This window comes from Arthrobacter parietis, from assembly GCF_039530425.1.
Taxonomy (GTDB): Bacteria; Actinomycetota; Actinomycetes; order Actinomycetales; family Micrococcaceae; genus Arthrobacter_D; species Arthrobacter_D parietis.
In genome coordinates this window covers 293,530-311,203 of sequence record NZ_BAAAON010000002.1, presented here as the reverse complement: position 1 = coordinate 311,203, position 17,674 = coordinate 293,530, and the positions used below count along the sequence as shown (strand labels likewise).

At 62.3% G+C, this 17,674-nt stretch carries 21 protein-coding genes; 6 read left to right on the top strand and 15 right to left on the bottom strand.

The features are described 5' to 3' along the window. The 6 genes from ABFX19_RS09630 to fabF form a co-directional block, all read left to right on the top strand. Positions 1-1,456 (top strand): transketolase-like TK C-terminal-containing protein (locus tag ABFX19_RS09630; protein WP_428831028.1); only part of this gene is annotated, 1,456 nt, incomplete at its 5' end. 129 nt (positions 1,457-1,585) lie between these two features. Further along, positions 1,586-2,824, top strand: coding sequence for a PucR family transcriptional regulator (locus ABFX19_RS09625; RefSeq protein ID WP_346028201.1), 1,239 nt, complete (start codon positions 1,586-1,588; stop codon positions 2,822-2,824). Positions 2,825-2,902: 78 nt separating this feature from the next. Next, entirely contained in the window at positions 2,903-3,868 is a 966-nt protein-coding gene (locus tag ABFX19_RS09620) for an ACP S-malonyltransferase (protein ID WP_277357252.1), read from the top strand. Continuing rightward, the gene (locus tag ABFX19_RS09615) at positions 3,865-4,920 is read left to right on the top strand and encodes a beta-ketoacyl-ACP synthase III (RefSeq protein ID WP_277357251.1); all 1,056 of its coding nucleotides are present in this window, start codon (positions 3,865-3,867) and stop codon (positions 4,918-4,920) included. Before ABFX19_RS09620 ends, ABFX19_RS09615 begins: the two co-directional genes overlap by 4 nt. A gap of 76 nt (positions 4,921-4,996) precedes the next feature. Next, entirely contained in the window at positions 4,997-5,242 is a 246-nt protein-coding gene (locus ABFX19_RS09610; RefSeq protein ID WP_056548330.1) for an acyl carrier protein, read from the top strand. A gap of 91 nt (positions 5,243-5,333) precedes the next feature. After that, on the top strand, positions 5,334-6,569 hold the full coding sequence (fabF, locus tag ABFX19_RS09605; protein WP_056548327.1) for a beta-ketoacyl-ACP synthase II: 1,236 nt from the start codon (positions 5,334-5,336) through the stop codon (positions 6,567-6,569). An 86-nt stretch (positions 6,570-6,655) separates the two neighbouring features. Here the strand turns inward: fabF and ABFX19_RS09600 are convergent, their stop codons facing one another. The 15 genes from ABFX19_RS09600 to rpsP all read right to left on the bottom strand — a co-directional run bounded on the left by ABFX19_RS09600 (position 6,656) and on the right by rpsP (position 17,608). Next, a complete protein-coding gene (locus ABFX19_RS09600; protein WP_346028200.1) occupies positions 6,656-7,159 on the bottom strand; it encodes a DUF3145 domain-containing protein in 504 nt (167 codons plus the stop codon). 216 nt (positions 7,160-7,375) lie between these two features. Then, entirely contained in the window at positions 7,376-8,311 is a 936-nt protein-coding gene (locus tag ABFX19_RS09595; protein WP_346028199.1) for a tyrosine recombinase XerC, read from the bottom strand. 172 nt (positions 8,312-8,483) lie between these two features. Beyond that, entirely contained in the window at positions 8,484-9,050 is a 567-nt protein-coding gene (locus tag ABFX19_RS09590) for a methylated-DNA--[protein]-cysteine S-methyltransferase (protein ID WP_277357249.1), read from the bottom strand. Between the two features lie 69 nt (positions 9,051-9,119). Beyond that, a complete protein-coding gene (dprA, locus tag ABFX19_RS09585; protein WP_277357248.1) occupies positions 9,120-10,325 on the bottom strand; it encodes a DNA-processing protein DprA in 1,206 nt (401 codons plus the stop codon). Further along, positions 10,322-11,863 (bottom strand): YifB family Mg chelatase-like AAA ATPase, encoded by a 1,542-nt coding sequence (locus ABFX19_RS09580; RefSeq protein WP_346028198.1) that lies wholly within the window; start codon positions 11,861-11,863, stop codon positions 10,322-10,324. The genes dprA and ABFX19_RS09580 overlap by 4 nt, the downstream gene beginning before the upstream one ends. Then, positions 11,863-12,219, bottom strand: a complete 357-nt coding sequence (locus ABFX19_RS09575) for a YraN family protein (RefSeq protein WP_056548318.1) — start codon at positions 12,217-12,219, stop codon at positions 11,863-11,865. Before ABFX19_RS09575 ends, ABFX19_RS09580 begins: the two co-directional genes overlap by 1 nt. Positions 12,220-12,323: 104 nt before the next feature. Then, positions 12,324-12,650, bottom strand: coding sequence for a DUF2469 domain-containing protein (locus ABFX19_RS09570; RefSeq protein ID WP_056548317.1), 327 nt, complete (start codon positions 12,648-12,650; stop codon positions 12,324-12,326). A 7-nt stretch (positions 12,651-12,657) separates the two neighbouring features. Further along, positions 12,658-13,374: a ribonuclease HII gene (locus ABFX19_RS09565; RefSeq protein WP_277357246.1), complete on the bottom strand. Its 717-nt coding sequence runs from the start codon at positions 13,372-13,374 to the stop codon at positions 12,658-12,660. Then, positions 13,371-14,177 carry a signal peptidase I gene (gene lepB, locus ABFX19_RS09560; protein WP_277357245.1) on the bottom strand — a complete coding sequence of 269 codons (807 nt, stop codon included), beginning with the start codon at positions 14,175-14,177 and terminating at the stop codon, positions 13,371-13,373. Before lepB (ABFX19_RS09560) ends, ABFX19_RS09565 begins: the two co-directional genes overlap by 4 nt. Continuing rightward, positions 14,177-14,815 carry a signal peptidase I gene (lepB, locus tag ABFX19_RS09555; protein WP_277357244.1) on the bottom strand — a complete coding sequence of 213 codons (639 nt, stop codon included), beginning with the start codon at positions 14,813-14,815 and terminating at the stop codon, positions 14,177-14,179. The genes lepB (ABFX19_RS09560) and lepB (ABFX19_RS09555) overlap by 1 nt, the downstream gene beginning before the upstream one ends. A gap of 104 nt (positions 14,816-14,919) precedes the next feature. Then, positions 14,920-15,279 (bottom strand): 50S ribosomal protein L19, encoded by a 360-nt coding sequence (rplS, locus tag ABFX19_RS09550; RefSeq protein WP_056548310.1) that lies wholly within the window; start codon positions 15,277-15,279, stop codon positions 14,920-14,922. Between the two features lie 216 nt (positions 15,280-15,495). Next, the gene (trmD, locus tag ABFX19_RS09545; protein ID WP_346028197.1) at positions 15,496-16,284 is read right to left on the bottom strand and encodes a tRNA (guanosine(37)-N1)-methyltransferase TrmD; all 789 of its coding nucleotides are present in this window, start codon (positions 16,282-16,284) and stop codon (positions 15,496-15,498) included. Continuing rightward, the gene (gene rimM, locus ABFX19_RS09540; RefSeq protein ID WP_277357242.1) at positions 16,284-16,862 is read right to left on the bottom strand and encodes a ribosome maturation factor RimM; all 579 of its coding nucleotides are present in this window, start codon (positions 16,860-16,862) and stop codon (positions 16,284-16,286) included. The genes trmD and rimM overlap by 1 nt, the downstream gene beginning before the upstream one ends. Before the next feature lie 97 nt (positions 16,863-16,959). Further along, complete coding sequence (locus ABFX19_RS09535; RefSeq protein ID WP_026543804.1) at positions 16,960-17,202, bottom strand: RNA-binding protein; 243 nt, start codon at positions 17,200-17,202, stop codon at positions 16,960-16,962. Between the two features lies 1 nt (position 17,203). After that, the gene (gene rpsP / locus ABFX19_RS09530; protein WP_056548307.1) at positions 17,204-17,608 is read right to left on the bottom strand and encodes a 30S ribosomal protein S16; all 405 of its coding nucleotides are present in this window, start codon (positions 17,606-17,608) and stop codon (positions 17,204-17,206) included. Positions 17,609-17,674 lie beyond the last annotated feature (66 nt).

The window sequence follows — 17,674 nt, the reverse complement described above, 5'->3', positions numbered from 1 at the left end:
CGACCACCTGCGCATCCCCATCCCCGACGAAGCACTCGAAGCCGACCTCTACAACGCGCCCTACTACCACCCCGGACCCGACTCCCCCGAAATCAAATACCTCCACGAACGCCGCAAGGCCCTCGGAGGGTACCTACCGGAACGCCGTACCAAGCATTCAGAGGTCGCCCTCCCGGGAGACAAGACCTATGAAGTGGCCAAGCGCGGCTCGGGGAAGCAGCAGGCCGCCACCACGATGGCCTTCGTCCGCCTCCTCAAGGACCTCATGCGGGACAAGGAGTTCGGCAAGCGGGTGGTGCCAATCATTCCGGACGAGGCCCGGACGTTCGGCATCGATGCCTTTTTCCCGACAGCGAAGATCTACAACCCCAAGGGCCAGAACTACCTCTCGGTAGACCGCGACCTGGTCCTCGCGTACAAGGAATCGATTCAAGGCCAAATCCTCCACGCCGGCATCAATGAAGCCGGATCAGTTGCTGCGTTCACCGCGGCTGGCACGGCGTACGCCACGCAGGGCGAGCCGCTGATTCCGATCTACGTGTTCTACTCGATGTTCGGATTCCAGCGCACGGGAGATTCCTTCTGGGCAGCCGGTGACCAGATGACCCGCGGGTTCATCATCGGCGCCACCGCAGGCCGTACCACCCTCACCGGCGAAGGCCTCCAACACGCCGACGGACACTCACCCATCCTTGCCTCCACCAACCCCGCCGTCATCACCTACGACCCGGCCTACGGATACGAGATCGGGCACATTGTCCACGATGGCCTCGAGCGGATGTACGGTAACGGCAACGCAGTCTCCGGGGCCGATCCCAACGTCATGTACTACCTCACTGTCTACAACGAGCCCATCATCCAGCCGGTAGAGCCGGAGAACCTCGATGTGGACGGGCTGCTCCGCGGCATCTATAAGCTCAAGGACGGGCATTCCGCGGAGAATACTCCGAGGTCACAGATCCTGGCCTCCGGCGTGGCCGTCCCGTGGGCGCTCGAGGCGCAGCGCATTCTTGCCGAGGAGTGGAATGTCTCCGCCGATGTGTGGTCGGTGACCTCGTGGACGGAGCTGCGGCGTGACGCACTCGCCGCCGAGGAGGAGGCGTTCCTCAACCCCGATGCAGAGGCCCGCGTTCCCTTCGTCACCAAGCGGCTCGGCGACGCACCCGGACCGATCGTGGCCGTCACCGACTACATGAAGGCTGTTCCGGATCAAATCCGCCAGTTCCTGCCGCAGGACTTCGCCACACTCGGAGCGGACGGGTTCGGCTTTTCAGACACACGCGCCGCAGCCAGGCGGTACTTCAAGATCGACTCCCACTCCGTCGTCGTACGCACTCTTGAGCTCCTCGCGAAGCGGGGAGAGGTAGACGCAGACGCTCCGCGCCAGGCAATCGAGAAGTACGCGCTCCTCGACGTCAACGCGGGAACAACGGGCAACGCGGGCGGAGACTCCTAACCCTTTCTGTTCGAGCAGGGTCCGCCGGCATCCATGTGAGCCCGGCGGATCCTGCTCGTATCTTAAGCCGTTCCTTTGTAGCCTTCGTACAAAATGGAGCCTTGGGTGGCAGAGCCGTATGCTCGTTCAATGGCATCGCCCACTCCGCCGCGCGGAACATCCCTGCCCATTCCGGATCCGGCGACGGTAGACCGGCTGCGGACACAGATCGGCGCGCTTTCGACGGCCACCCTGAAACAATTGGATTCTTCCCTTCCCTGGTACCGCAATCTGCGTCCCGACGAGCGGTCCGCGCTTGGCCTGGTCGCCCAGAAGGGCATCGCATCCTTCGTCACCTGGTATCAGAAGCCGGTCTCCCCTGCCTGGGTCCTCAGTGATGTATTCGGGACTGCCCCCACCGAACTCACGCGTTCCATCAGTCTCCAGAAAGCTCTCCAGCTCATTCGCGTCGTCGTGCAGGTAGTGGAGGATCAGGTTCCTGACCTTGCCGCGGACGCCGACCAGTGGCCGCTTCGGGAGGCCGTGCTCAGGTACTCCCGAGAGGTCGCTTTTGCGGCAGCCGATGTCTATGCCCGGGCGGCCGAAACGCGCGGTTCATGGGATACGCGGCTTGAAGCGTTGGTGGTGGACGCCATTCTGCGGGGAGAAAGCTCCGACGCACTGCGCTCCCGGATCGCTGCGGTGGGCTGGAAGTCCCAGGCACCGATCACGGTCATGGTTGGCAGCTCTCCCGCTGAACCGAATGCCATGTTCCTTAATGAGCTACGCCGCACAACAGGCCGGCTGGCGGAAGACACCCTGGTCGGTATCCAGGGGGATCGCCTCATCCTTGTCCTCGGAGGCGTCCAGGACCGCGATAACTCCTATTCCCGGCTGAGCGAGCTTTTCGGACCGGGCCCAGTAGTCTATGGGCCTGAATCAGCTTCCCTCGTTGCCGCCAGCGGTTCCGCCCAGGCCGCCTTCGCGGGGCTCACGGCCGCGCGCGCGTGGCCGTCGGCCCCACGTCCGGTAGCTGCCGACGATCTATGGCCGGAACGCGTCATTTCCGGCGACGAAACGGCCCGCAAGGCGCTGCTGCGAAACATCTACCGCCCTCTTGCCAGTGCGCAGAACGGTCTTGAGGAGACGCTCTCGGCGTACATCGCCCTCGGACATTCCCTGGAAGCTACCTCCCGCGAACTGTTCGTCCATGCCAATACGGTGCGTTACCGCCTGCGGCGCGTGTGCGACATCACGGGGTGGGATCCGCTGCTTCCACGCGAGGCTTTTGTTCTCCAGACGGCCCTCGTCATCGGCCGTCTCTCTCCGCCGCCCAGAGGTGCAGCGGAGCGTCCGTCGACACGAATGGATCGGACGGCATCGTTGTAGACTTCCTACAAAGTGGCTCGGGGAGCTTCGTGCACCCGAACACCCTGCTTCTGACCGCCCATTTGGAAAGCTTGATACGTGCTTGCAATTCTCTGCCCTGGACAAGGCTCCCAGTCCCCCGGATTCCTCAATCCCTGGCTCGATCTCCCGGGTGTACGCGAGCATCTGGCGGCTCTCAGCGAATCCGCCGGTGTCGACCTGGTGCGGCACGGCACTGTTTCTGACGAAGAAACCATCCGGGATACGGCAGTGGCACAACCGCTCATCGTTGCTGCTGGCCTGGTCGCTGTCCGTGTGCTTCTCGGTACTACACCGTTGACCTCCGCCACAGTCGTGGCCGGGCACTCGGTGGGTGAATTGACCGCCTCCGCCGTCGCGGGCGCACTGACCGAGCAGGACGCAGTCGCGCTGGTACGCACCCGTGCGCAATCAATGGCGGCGGCAGCCGCCGCCACGCCGACCGGTATGAGCGCTGTTCTGGGCGGGGAGCCCGCCGATGTCGCTGACACTTTGCAACGGCACGGACTTACCGCTGCGAACGCCAATGGCGGCGGCCAGATTGTTGCGGCCGGCACACTCGATCAGCTGGCTTCACTTGCTGCCGACCCGCCACAGAGAGCGCGCGTAATCCCACTCAAGGTGGCGGGTGCCTTCCATACCCACCACATGGCTCCCGCGGTAGAAGCCCTTGAAGCTCTTCGGCCCTCACTTTCACCCACGGCTCCCCTCGCCACGCTACTTTCCAACTACGACGGCGAACCAGTCGCCTCCGGGGAGCTGAACCTTGATAGCCTGATCGCGCAGATCTCCCGTCCCGTTCGATGGGACCTGTGCATGCAGCGGCTTCAGGACATGGGCGTCTCGGGAGTGCTTGAGCTTCCGCCCGCGGGTACGCTGACAGGGCTGGCGAAACGCGGGATGCGCGGCACAGCCAGCCTCGCAGTCAAAACGCCTGAGGACATCGACAACGCGCGGGACTTTATGGAAGAGCATTCGCGCACCGCTCCCCCGGCGGACGCCCCCATCGTCAAAGGAAACGCGTGACTACACCTACCCTCAAACAGTCCACACTGCGCGAGCACACCCGCATTCACGGCCTGGGCATCTACCGTCCCGAGGTAATTGTCACAAACGAGGACATCTGCCAGTGGATCGATTCGTCCGACGAATGGATCCGTCAACGAACGGGGATCGTCACGCGTCACCGGGCTGACAAGGACACCAGTGTCATCGATATGGGAGAAGCAGCAGCGCGGGCCGCTCTCACGGATGCAGGTATCGAAGCCTCGCAGCTGGGCGCTGTGCTGGTCTCGACCGTCACACATCCGTACGCAACCCCGTCCGCAGCCGCGCAACTGGCTGACCGCCTGGGGGCTACCCCTGCGCCGGCGTATGACATCTCGGCGGCCTGCGCCGGTTACTGCTACGGCATTGCCCAGGCCGATGCTCTGGTGCACGCGGGAACTGCCGATTACGTACTCGTGGTTGGCGTGGAGAAGCTCTCCGATTTCATTGACAACACGGAACGCACTATTTCCTTCCTGCTTGGTGATGGAGCCGGAGCAGTTGTCATTGGTCCCTCGGACTCGCCCGGCATCGGCCCTTCTGTATGGGGCTCGGACGGCAGCAAGCACGAATCGATTCGTATGACGCATTCGCTGCTCGATGTGCGTGAACTCTCTTCTGCGGCGCTTTCGGGCGGCCCGGAAGCGCTGGCCTCAGCCGCGGAATCCGCAATCTGGCCCACCATGCGCCAGGACGGCCCGACCGTTTTCCGGTGGGCGGTCTGGGAAATGGCGAAAGTGGCGCAGCAGGCGCTCGACGCCGCCGGAATCCGAGCAGAGGACCTCGTTGCCTTCGTCCCGCACCAGGCGAACATCCGGATCATTGACGAGATGGTGAAACAGTTGGGACTGCCCGAGCATGTGGCTGTCGCTCGGGATATTGTCGATGCCGGCAACACCTCCGCTGCTTCGATTCCCCTTGCAATGCATCGCCTGTTGTCCGAGAACCCAGACCTTAGCGGAGGTCTTGCCCTGCAGATTGGGTTCGGGGCCGGGCTCGTCTTTGGAGCCCAGGTGGTTGTGCTCCCGTAGTTTTCCACTTCAGCCCGCACCGTGCGGTCTGATCGAATCGATCCGGATACACCGGACTCAAAGAAAAGGAGCCATCATGGCTAGCAACGAAGAGATCCTCGCAGGACTGGCAGAAATCGTCAACGAAGAGACCGGTTTGGCGCCCGAGTCCGTGGAGACGGACAAGTCCTTCACCGACGACCTGGACATTGACTCAATTTCCATGATGACCATCGTTGTCAACGCCGAGGAGAAGTTCGGCGTGCGCATTCCGGACGAGGAAGTCAAGAACCTCAAGACCGTCGGCGATGCAGTGAATTTCATCGCCAACGCACAGTCCTAGTGGCGTGCGGCGGTGGCTTCCTGAAGTCGCCATCGCCGCCTCATCAGGCACATTTTCCACACGGAAACAACGACGCATCAGAGAGTGAACCATGGCACGCAAAGTAGTCATCACCGGCTTGGGCGCCACCACCCCCATCGGCGGCGATGTTCCCACCATGTGGGCAAACGCGCTGAAGGGCGTCTCCGGCGCGCGCACCATCGAGGCCGACTGGGTCGCCGAGTACGAGCTACCGGTCACTTTCGCCGCCCAGGTTTCGACTCCGGCAAGCGAAGTCCTTTCCCGCGTGGAGGCCAAGCGAATGGACCCCTCCACCCAGTTCGCGGTCATTGCTGCGCGTGAAGCATGGCGCGACTCCGGGATCGAAGAGGTTGACCACGATCGCTTCGCCGTGGCTTTCGCTACCGGAATCGGAGGCGTGTGGACCCTCCTGGATGCTTGGGATACCCTCCGGGCCAAGGGACCGCGGCGAGTCCTGCCGATGACGGTTCCCATGCTCATGCCCAACGGCCCGGCAGCAGCAGTGAGTCTTGATTTGGGGGCCCGCGCGGGGGCACATACTCCCGTGTCCGCGTGCGCATCCGGAACCGAAGCCCTTCATCAGGGACTTGAACTGATCCGGTCCGGAAAAGCCGACGTGGTCATGTGCGGTGGCGCGGAAGCCGCTATCCACCCGATGCCGATTGCGGCGTTTGCTTCCATGCAGGCTCTGTCTCGCCGCAATGATGATCCCGAGCACGCCTCCCGCCCCTATGATGTGGACCGCGACGGCTTTGTCATGGGCGAGGGCGCAGGAGCATTGCTACTCGAGGCGGAGGAGCATGCTCTTGCGCGCGGCGCAAAAATCTATGGGGAACTGGCGGGAACATCCGTCACCGCGGATGCGTATCACATCACTGCGCCGGATCCCGGGGGGCTCGGTGCTACCCGGGCTCTGAAGGCAGCGATGTTCGACGCGCGTGTTCAGCCGTCCGATATTGTGCATGTCAATGCACACGCCACATCCACGCCTGTCGGGGACCAGCCGGAGTATGTCGCCCTCAAGACCGCGCTGGGCAACCAGGTGGAGTCAGTGGCTGTTTCGGCTACCAAGTCGCAGACAGGGCACCTGCTTGGAGCATCCGGTGCTGTTGAGGCGGTTATGACCGTGCTCGCCGTCTATGAGCGACGGGCACCGGTTACCATCAACCTCGAGAACCAGGACCCGCAGATTCCGCTGGACGTGGTCACCTCCGCACGCGATCTGCCCTCGGGTGATGTCGTGGCGCTCAGCAACTCCTTTGGTTTCGGCGGCCACAATGCGGTCATCGTGGTGAAGAACGTCTAACCTGCGGGAAGTGACGCAGAGCAGGAATGCGGCCCGGGTACCAACTGGTACCCGGGCCGCATTGCCTCGAAGCGCAAGCGAATCAGTTAGCCGACTTGATGCAGCCAGCGGACTGGAGCTCCCTCTCCGGCATGCCGGAACGGTTCCAGTTCCTCATCCCATGATTCACCCAGTGCAAGCGAAAGTTCGTGGTAGACGGCCGCCGGATCACCGGCACCAGCCTCGTATGCATACCTGATGCGATCTTCGGTGACCATGACATTGCCGTGGACATCGGTGGTCGCGTGGAAGATGCCCAACTCCGGGGTATGCGACCAGCGGCCGCCGTCAGCGCCGGCGCTCTGCTCTTCGGTTACCTCGTAACGGAGGTGCGCCCACCCCCGCAGGGCAGAAGCCAGCTTAGCCCCGGACCCTTGCGCCGCAACCCAGGAGAGTTCCGCGCGGAACATTCCGGGCGCAGCAGGCTGCGGAGACCACTGCAAATCCAAGCGCTGGTCAATGACCGATCCGACGGCCCACTCGATATGAGGGCACAACGCAGAAGGGGCTGAGTGTAGATACAAAACACCGCGCGCCATCACAACAGACATTCCATCCTCCATAGCTGTAGGTACGTCTTCCCCAACGACCTTCAGTTACAGGTGGTAGCGCCTGAGTTGCAGCGTGGCGATGATTTTCAGTGACGTTTCACTGGGGCTCTCAGTCCACGAGTATTGAACTAGCATCATTCTGCCCTATGAAAGCGAACGGCGCCACTGTACTTACCTCCGCAGTATCCATAGCGCCATGGGAAAAATTGCCTGCGGTCATGCCCGAGGGTGAGCCTGCTCGTAACTTCGGCGAAGCCGGTCTACTGAGACATGGGTATACAACTGAGTGGTTGCCAGGCTTTGGTGCCCGAGAAGTTCCTGCACTGCTCGTAAATCCGCGCCGCCGTCGAGCAGATGGGTAGCGGCCGTATGCCGCAGAGCGTGCGGGCCTCTGGCGCCGGTGCCATCGACCGACGCGAGCAATCTTTCCACGATGGACCGGGCCTGACGCTGGTCGAGGCGGCGCCCCCTTGGTCCGAGGAACAGAGCGGTCCCGCTGTCGGGACCGATCCAGAGCCTTCTTCCGCGTGTGAGCCAGTCGTTGAGTGCGTGAGCCGCCGGCACGCCATACGGCACGGTGCGCTCCTTGTCGCCCTTGCCGAGCACACGGACAGTGCGTCGATCGTGGTCGAGGTCGTCGATGTCCAGGCCAACCAATTCACCGACACGGATGCCGGACCCGTACAGCAACTCAAGCACAGCACGGGAGCGTAGCGCTGCGGGGTCGCCTTCCAGCGCCGCCTCTAGGGTGGATGCCAGCAAGGGCTGCAGCTGGGATTCCGACAGGACGTCAGGTAGACCGTTCTGACGGCGAGGCGCTTTCAGCCGGAGTGCGGGGTTGTCTTGCAAGTAACCTTCACGGGTAGCCCAGGCGAGAAAATTGCGGACCGTTGCTGCACGGCGGGCAATGGTTGCCCTGGAGAGCCCGTGCTGATCGAGTGAACCAAGCCATGCCCGCAGGCAACTCAAATCCACCTCCGTGAGATCCGCGATACCCCGCTCGGCCGCGAAAGATGCAAATTCCGCAAGGTCTCCCCGGTAAGCGCGCACAGTGTGGATTGAACGATTCCGCTCCCTGGAGAGGTAGCCGATGAATCCCTCCGCTTCACGGGTGAAAGGAGGTGGAAGGCTATCTCCAGAGAGTCCGCTCATGGCCTCCCTCTCCGTTCTGTCTGTGACGTGCTCCGTCTGCGACGCATGATCCAGCGGGTTCAGTCTGCGCCAGGATGCGTCAGCTCTCAAGGAGGCTCTCCGCCGCGGAGTGCAATTGCCCAGAACAAAGAAGCGGCGCTGCTGGTTGCTCCGTTACCTTCGCGGCAGGAATTCAGGCGGCCGCTCCGGCTGCAACCGTAGCTTCCAGTTCGAGCAACGCACGTTTGACGGCGACGCCCGCCGCATAGCCTGTGATTGCTCCGCCGGCGCCCACTACACGATGCCCTGGTATGACCAGGGACAACGGATTGGCGCGTACCGCAGCACCAACTGCCCGCCCCATCAGTTCATTGCCCAGACCTTCTGCGATGTCTTTGTAGGTGCGGGTTTCTCCGTACGGAATATCAGCAACGGCTCCCCAGACGGCACGCTGGAACTCCGTCCCGGCGGGCAGACCATACGACAAAGGCTCGGCAACGGTTCCACTGAAGTACCCGCGAAGCCAGTCACTCGTCCTAAGGAACACCTCGGACGCAGCTTCTTCATTGATGGCGGGCGGCTCCTCCGGAGCAGGTTTCAAGGAAGAGCGGTGCTGGGAGTCCGCCTGGATGGGCAATCCAAGCAGAACCGGAGAGGGCTCCGGCGAATGATACTCGTGGTAGACCCCAACGAGCGAGTCGTTCCCGGCCACGAGGACCAGTCCCCCGATCGGACTGTCGATGATCGTGAAGATGTTCATGGTTGTTTCCTCTCTTGATGATTCATTACTGCAGGGTTGCGGTGCTTTGCGGCGGGAATCGCTGACGATTCACCGGGAGCGCTTCCGCCATCCGCCGTCGTCAGTTCGCTGGGCGAGCCCGTCGGTCTCCAGGCGGCCGAGCCCCGCAAGAACGCCGGGAACACTGAGACCGGCGACCGTCGCAAGCTTGTCCACTGTTGAGGACGAGCGAACCGGGAGAGCGTCCAGAAGCAGCAGGTCCTCGACCACCAGTCCGTCGTGCAGCGCCGGCTTGTCCTCACGTTTTTCCTCAAGCTCGGCGAGCAGGGGGCCAGTCAGCTCCGCCACCTCCGCGGCGTCTGTGACACAGATGGCGCTACCCTCCCGGAGGAGCCGATGACATCCAGCTGAATTGACGGAATGGACAGAACCGGGCACCGCTCCGACCGAGCGGCCCAGGCCGGCCGCGTGATGAGCTGTGCTGAGCGCTCCCGAACGCCATCGTGCCTCGACCACCACTGTGACCGAGCTGAGCGCAGCGATGATCCGATTCCGTTGGAGGAACCTGTAACGCGTGGGCGAGGACCCCGGTGGGACCTCCGACACGAGCAGTCCCTCGCGAGCTACTTCACGCAGCAGATCCTCATTTCCGGCGGGGTAGTATCGGTCGATGCCGCAGGCAAGGACGCTCAGGGTCGGCAGCGGGTGATCCTCCCGTGCTGCCTTCAGCGCTCCACGGTGAGCTCGCGCGTCAATCCCATAGGCACCCCCGGAAACGACGGTGTACCCGCGCGCGACAAGACCGGCTGCCAGATCTCCGGTCACCTCCAATCCGTAACTGGTGCTGTCCCGTGACCCGACGACCGCCACTACGCGTTCCTGCGAAGGGATCGGCGCGGGGTTGTCTCCGCGTACCCACAGGCACATTGGTTCTTCAAGCTGAAGATCCGCGAGGGCTTTCGGCCACCAGTCCGACTCGGGGATGAGCAGGGTGCCTCCAAATCTGCGAACCGTTTCCAGATCCCTGAGGGGTGCGAGTGCGCCGACGCGAGTTTGCCAGCGGGCGATCGCCTGGATGAGGACATCCGTCCTCACCCGGTGTCCGCTTGCGTCCAGCACCTCGAGGAACGCGCGGTGTACCTGGGGACCACACGTTGTCGCGCCCGTGGCAATCTGCAGTGCTTCCACGGGTCCTGCCGCGGCCACGAGGGCCAGACCGACATTGTCCAATGGTTCGAGGAGCCGAGCCAGTGCGGCGCGGGCAATCTGCTCGTCGCTCCACACGGAGCCGGTCATGCCGGCTCCTCCTGGGTTCGAAAGAGCAGTGCCGTGGTGACGTCGTCTGCATTGGGCGAGGACCTTCCCGCCAAATCAGCGATTGTCCACGCAACGCGGAGCACACGGTCATAGCCACGCTTGGTGATGGCTGCCTTCTCTATCTTCTTATCCACCGAGACAGTCGCCTTTCGGGTGAGCCGGAGGTCGTTGTGCAGCAGTGGCGCGGGAACTTCCGCGTTGGTCGAAAGCTCCCACTTGCTGAGCCGCTCGTGTTGAGCGGCTCGAGCAGCCGCAACGCGTGTGGCCACCGCAGCGGATGAATCCGCTGTGGCTGTGCCGGAGAAATCCTGCAGGGCGACCCGGTGTACAGCCAATTGCAGGTCGACGCGGTCGAGGAGCGGAGCGGACATGCGGTCGAAGTAGCGCCGGCGTTGCTGAGCTGAGCAGTTGCAGCCGATTCCCTTACCTGTAGCTTGTCCGCAGGGGCAGGGATTTGCGGCGAGAATCAGCTGAAAGCGTGCCGGATAGGTGGCAGTTCCTGCCGCGCGGTGGAGGACCAGTTCGCCGCTCTCCAGCGGTTCGCGAAGCGCATCCAGAATGCGGCGCTGGTATTCCGGTGCTTCGTCAAGAAACAGAACCCCGCGATGGGCGCGGGAGGCCGCACCCGGACGGGGTATGCCGCTGCCTCCACCGATGATCGATGCCGCGCTGGCGGTGTGATGCGGACTTTCGAACGGCGGCCGCCGTTGCAGCTCCCGACAGAATTCACTGTTGCCCAGGGAATGTATGGCGGTAACCTCCATAGCCTGCTTGTCGGTGAGGTCCGGGAGGATGCCGGGCATGCGCTCGGCCAGCATGGTCTTCCCGGCTCCTGGCGGGCCCACCATCATCAGGTTGTGTGCTCCGGCGGCAGCCACTTCCACCGCGAAACGAGCCTCGGACTGGCCGGCTACGTCAGACATGTCCTTCGGTATGACTACGGCGCCGGGCTGGTCTGCCCGCGCTGAAGCCTCGGACAGCTGCGGGGCAGGAAGTTCGACACACGCCGGATCCGCGCCGAACGCCAACGCGACCTCAGCGAGTGAGTCATAACTTCTCACCTCGGCACTCGGGACGAGGGCCGCTTCTGCGGCGTTCCCACTGGAGACGACGACGCTCGTAAAGCCGGCCTCCACGGCAGCCATGACTGCCGGGAGCACTCCACGAATGGGCCGAAGCCGGCCGTCCAGGCCGAGTTCGGAAAGAAACACGGTTCGCCCACAATTGCGCACATCCCCCGCCGCTGCCAAAGCGGACATGACGATTGCGAGATCGAAACCTGAGCCTCGCTTCGGCAACGACGCCGGAACCAGGTTGACCGTGATCTTCCGGCGGGTGAGGGGCAGGCCGGCATTGCGCGCCGCTGCACGAATTCGCTCTCTGGCTTCAGACAGTGAAGCATCCGGGAGCCCGAGCAGAACGAAAGCTGGAAGTGTCTGACCAATATCAGACTCAACTTCAACGATGTAGCCGTTCAATCCCACCAGGGAAACAGCATAGGAGCGGCCGAGCGGCATCAGCTCACCGCCCGCAGGTGCTCGATGACCGGTTCTTCCACGCCGCCATCCACGATCGCTACGGCGTCCACCCGGAAGCCGGAGAACCGGAGGTCGTGTGCCCGCGCCCAGCGCGATGCCAGAAGATACAGCCGTTCCAGTTTGCCCGGGGTGATTGCCTCTAACGGATGACCGTATGCCTCAGAGGACCTGGTCTTGACCTCAACAACCACCAGAGTGGCGCCGTCCACCGCTACAAGGTCAATTTCGCCGAGCGTACAGCGCCAGTTGCGATCAATAATCCGCAGCCCTGCGTCCTCAAGATAGCGCGCCGCGAGGGCTTCTCCCCGTTTGCCGAGCTCGTCCTTGTGTCTCATGAAAACACCTCCGGTACCAGCGTGGATCAACTGACTACCGGCGGCGCTCGGCTACATTCCTATGTGGGCAACTGCACTAAACCTGCCCGGTTGTGGAGCAGGAGTCAGGCCCCCAGTGATCCGTCCTTCGGAAGTGGGATGTCATCGGTCTTGGCCAGCTCCTCGACGTTTACGTCCTTGAACGTGATGACACGCACGGTCTTGACGAACCGGGCCGAGCGGTAAACGTCCCACACCCATGCGTCATTCAGCGTGAGATCGAAGTAGATTTCCCCCTCCGCCGAACGGGCCTGAAGGTCAACGTGGTTAGCAAGGTAGAACCGGCGCTCCGTTTCGACCACGTAGTTGAAGAGGCTGACGACATCGCGGTACTCACGGTAGAGCTGCAATTCCATGTCGGTTTCGTAGTTTTCGAGATCTTCGGCACTCATGACCCCATCATCTCCCAATATCGCCGGCAGCCACGCCGGGACCCGCAATAGCGGTGCCAAGACGCCACGTCCGACGATGTTCGACGCATGGACCCAGCCCGTCAATCGCGGCGCGGTGAGCAGACGTTGCATATCCCTTGTTGACGTCCCAGCCGTACCCCGGATAATCCTGCGCGAAGTCGATCATCAGCCGATCCCGTTCCACCTTGGCAAGGACACTCGCAGCAGCGACGCTCAAGCACTGCAGGTCGGCTTTGATCCGGGTGTGCACAGGGGCATCGCAACTGACTTCGGAAGAAGTTTCTGCGTCACCAAAAAGTGATCCCTGTGAAACAGGCGCCAGCCAGTTGTGGTTTCCGTCCAGGATGACGGCGTCCGGGCGTACTTCGCGTATCACCTGCGACCAGGCGCGGTTGCCTGCGGCGCGGAGCGCCGCCATAAGACCCGTAGCGTCGATCTCCGCAGCTGTAGCATGCCCAACCCCGTATGAGGCCGCCCAGCGTTGGATCTTTGGCACCAGCGCTTCGCGGTCAGGCGCACTCAGAAGCTTGCTGTCCCGCACCCCCCGCAGGCCTTTCACAGTCGTCAGGTCGACCACCACCAGGCCAACAGTCACCGGCCCGGCCAGTGCGCCTCGCCCCACTTCGTCGCAGCCGGCGAGGAAGCGGTGGCCCTCGGCCAGGAAGGAGCGTTCGTAGCGCAGCGTTGGAGCCTTTCCGGTCACGGCGCCGACTGTTCCCGCCCGGTGCTGCTCTGGGGTGCCTCAGGAACGTCAGCGAACACGTCGGGGTAGTTTCCCAGGAAGCCCATTCGGTCCAGCGGCCATGCAATCACGGAAGCCTTACCTTCGATGTCATCCACATCGATGAAACCACCACCGGGCTTGTCAGTGTTGGCTCGTGAATCCGCCGAAGCGTTCCGATGATCACCCATGACCCAGATCTTTCCTTCAGGCACTGTGACGTCGAACGGCACGTCCGACGGGCTGGCACCCGGGAACAGGTACGGCTCGTCTAGGGCTTCCCCGTTGACCGTGATCCTTCCTTCGGCATCGCAGCAGATTACACGGTCACCCTCCAGACCGATGACACGCTTGACGAGATGCTGTTGGGACTCATCGGGCACGAGGCCGACGAAGATGAGCGCATCCTTGAACCAGTTGCTGTCCGTCGTTCCAGCCGCAGGTTCGGGCAGCCAGCCCTGGGTATCGCGAAAGACGACGATGTCGCCGCGCTTGAGCTCGAAAGGCTCAGGCACAAGCTGGTTCACAAAGATGCGATCGTCGATTTCAAGGGTGTTTTCCATCGACCCTGACGGAATGAAGAACGCGCGAAAGAGGAACGTCTTGATGAGGAACGAAAGCAGCAAAGCAACTGCGACGATGATGAGTACTTCCTTCGCCCAGCTGCCGAGGCTGCGGGCGGCTGACCCACCGGAAGCAACCTCTTTGTCCGGGGAGGTGGAACGGGAAGTCTCTGCGGGGTCTCCCGCGCCGTCGTTCGGCGCCCCCGAGTGGGCTTTAGCCATTATTTGCTGTTCCTCTGCTGTGCGTTCGGAGAAAGTCGGGCCGACGATGAAGAATCCGCAGGGCGCGGTATTGCGGTGAAACGGTCGAAAGGCCACAGCACGTGGGTTGCACGGCCAATAACCCGTTCCTGGGAGACAAGCCCGCCGCCTGGTGCGCCCAACAGCCCGCGCGAGTCAAAGGACTCCGAACGGTGATCACCCATGAGCCATAATTTACCCTCTGGAACTGCGACCTCGAACTGCGTATCACTCGGCTCGTCCATGGGGAAAACGTAAGGCTCCGCAATGGCGTTCCCGTTGACGGACAGTCGCCCTGCAGAATCGCAGCACACCACGGTATCTCCACTCGTGCCGATCACACGCTTCACGTAGTTTGTCCCGGAGACGCCGACACCGAAGAAGTGCGCTGCATCCGATATTGCCTGCTGGAGTCCGCCCTCGCCTAGCGGTGCGAACGATCCCCTGCCGTCAAAGACGACGACGTCGCCTCGCTTGATATCGCCGAAGACGTAGTCGGTTTTTGAAACCAGGACACGATCATTTTCTTCGAGCAGCGGCTCCATTGAACCGGAGGGTATGTAGAAGATATCGGCGAGCAGTGCCCTGACGGCGACTACGGCAACACAGACGAAAGCCACGGCACAAAAGGCGAAGCGCCGGCCCGTGATACCGGGCCAGCGCTTCGGCGGCTGCCTGGAGGGTTTCCGTCCGTCGGAAAATTCAGGCATAGACAGGAAGAAAGTTACTTGGCGGTCTTTGGATCGCGCTTTTCCTTGATCTTGGCAGCCTTGCCGCGAAGATTGCGCATGTAGTACAGCTTCGCGCGGCGCACGTCACCCTTGCTGACTACCTCGATCTTGTCGATAACCGGGGAGTGCACCGGGAAGGTACGCTCCACGCCGACCCCGAAGCTGACTTTGCGGACCGTGAAGGTTTCACGAACGCCGTCGCCCTGGCGGCCGAGAACGAAGCCCTGGAAGACCTGAACACGCGTGTTCTTGCCTTCAATGATGTTGACGTGAACTTTGAGCGTGTCACCCGCACGGAAGTCGGGAACGTCATTACGCAGCGATGCTGCGTCCACATTGTCGAGAATATGCATGAAATTGCTCCTGGTGAACGCCACAGGTCCCTCACGTTGGTCACAACGACCAAGACCTGCATGCAGGCAGTTGCCGTTGAAGATTAGATACCGTCATGCCCTTTGGCGCATTCCGGAGTGCCATACTGTTGGCTACGCTCCCCCTGTGGCAGGTGCGTACCAGTTGACACAAGCTTCAATTATGCCACAACGACGGGGACAGCCGGAATCCGGCAACTAGTGCGGCGAGGACGTGGCGGCACGTGCCACTTTCCCCTCCACGACGGCGAAACCGTGCATCGTGAGTACGGCGCGGTCTGCCGCGTCCAGGCCTGCCGGGTCGAGCTTCTCGAGGAGGTCCGGCCGTCGCAGCGCCGTCCTGCGCAGCTGCTCGTCACGCCGGTGACGCGCAATGCGCGCATGGTTTCCGCTGAGGAGAACTTCAGGAACATTCAGGTTCCGCCAGGAGGAGGGCTTCGTGTACACCGGGTACTCCAGCAAGCCATCCGAGTGCGATTCTTCGACGAGGGATTCCGGGTTGCCAACAACTCCGGGCAAGAGCCGGGCCACTGCCTCCACTATCGCGAGCACAGCAACCTCGCCGCCGTTCAACACGTAGTCGCCCAGGCTGAGCGGAAGCACGTCGAACGAACCTTCGGCCCAGTCGAGCACCCTCTCGTCGATTCCTTCATAGCGTCCGCAGGCGAACACCAGGTGGTCTTCCTGAGCCAGTGTCGATGCCATCGCTTGAGTGAAGACCGTTCCAGCCGGTGATGGGACGATGAGGACCGGTCGTTTATTTTCCCGCACTGTCTCAAGAGCCTGTGCCCACGGTTCCGGTTTCATCACCATACCGGCCCCACCGCCATACGGTGTGTCATCGACGGTCCGGTGGCGGTCGGTGGTGAAGTCTCGAAGATTATGGACCTCGAGCGTCAGCAGACCGTCATTCCGGGCCTTCCCGATCAGTGAAAGATTGAGTGCTTCCAGGTACTCCGGAAAAATGCTGACGACGTCGATACGCACTAGTTGCGGTCTGCCTTTCCTTCAGCGTTGCCGCCCTCCGCAGAATCGGACTCTGCCTGGTTCGATCCAGGGAGGTTCAGCTCAAGCAGGCCTTCTGGAGGGGTCAGGACAACAAAGCCACCCTCGACATCGACCTCGGGAACAATCTCCTCGACGAACGGCACCAGAATCTCTTCACCATCGGAGCCTTCGATGATGAGCAGGTCCTGGACCATCAGGGTGCGCAGAGCGCTGACCCGGCCGACGACGGCGTCTCCTACACGCACCTCGAGTCCCACCAGCTCGTGCTCATACCAGGCATCGCCGTCGTCGTCTGAAGTGCCACCGGATTCGATGAAGAGCTTCGCACCTCTCAGCAGCTCGGCAGCGTTGCGGTCCGGAACCTCCTCGAATCCGAGGATCAGGATGTCCTTGTTCCAACGGGCGCTGGAACAGGTGAGCGGTCCCTGAGCTTCCGGCTCCACCCGGAAGACGGCGCCGGGCTCGAACCGCTCCTCAGGGGCGTCCGTGAAGAGCTGAACGGTTACTTCACCCCGAATACCGTGGGGCTTTCCAATGCGGGCGACCTGCAGATCCATGGATTCTCCGGTAGGTAGAGAGCGTGTCGAAACAGTAAAAAGTCCGGCCCCAACGCCTTGAGAGTTGGGGCCGGACTTCAGGCATAGGTGCTGCTGATCAGCGGCGGCGATCGGTATCCACGACATCTACCCGCACCGGCTCGCCATCCGCAAGAGCGGAAATGACGGTGCGCAATGCGCGTGCCGTGCGTCCCTGCCGACCGATGACACGGCCGAGGTCTTCCTGATGCACACGAACCTCCAGAGTCTCACCGCGACGGTTCGACTTGGAGGAAACCTGCACATCATCAGGGCTGTCCACGATTCCGCGGACGAGGTGCTCCAGCGCTTCAGCAAGCAACTTACTCAGCCTCGGTAGCTTCAGCCTCAGGCTCGTCGGCCTTCTTGCTCTTCGGCGTGATTGCCTCGGGAACAATGACGGAACCCTTTTCAGGAGCCGTGAAGGTCTCCTTGGGAGCCTTGGTCTTCAAGGTGCCTTCCTGGCCCTCGATACCCTTGAACTTCTGCCAGTCACCGGTGATCTTCAGGATCGCGGCGACCTGCTCGGAAGGCTGTGCGCCCACGCCGAGCCAGTACTGTGCACGATCCGACTTGACCTCGATGAACGAGGGCTCCTCGGTGGGGTGGTACTTGCCGATTTCCTCAATGGCACGGCCATCACGCTTGGCGCGGGAGTCCATGACGACAATGCGGTAGTACGGTGCGCGCATCTTGCCGAAGCGCTTCAGACGAATCTTTACGGCCACTTGTGTGGTCACTCCTTGTTGATCAAAAGGGCGAACTCCGGTTTCTGCACCCGTGGGGCGGGCCAT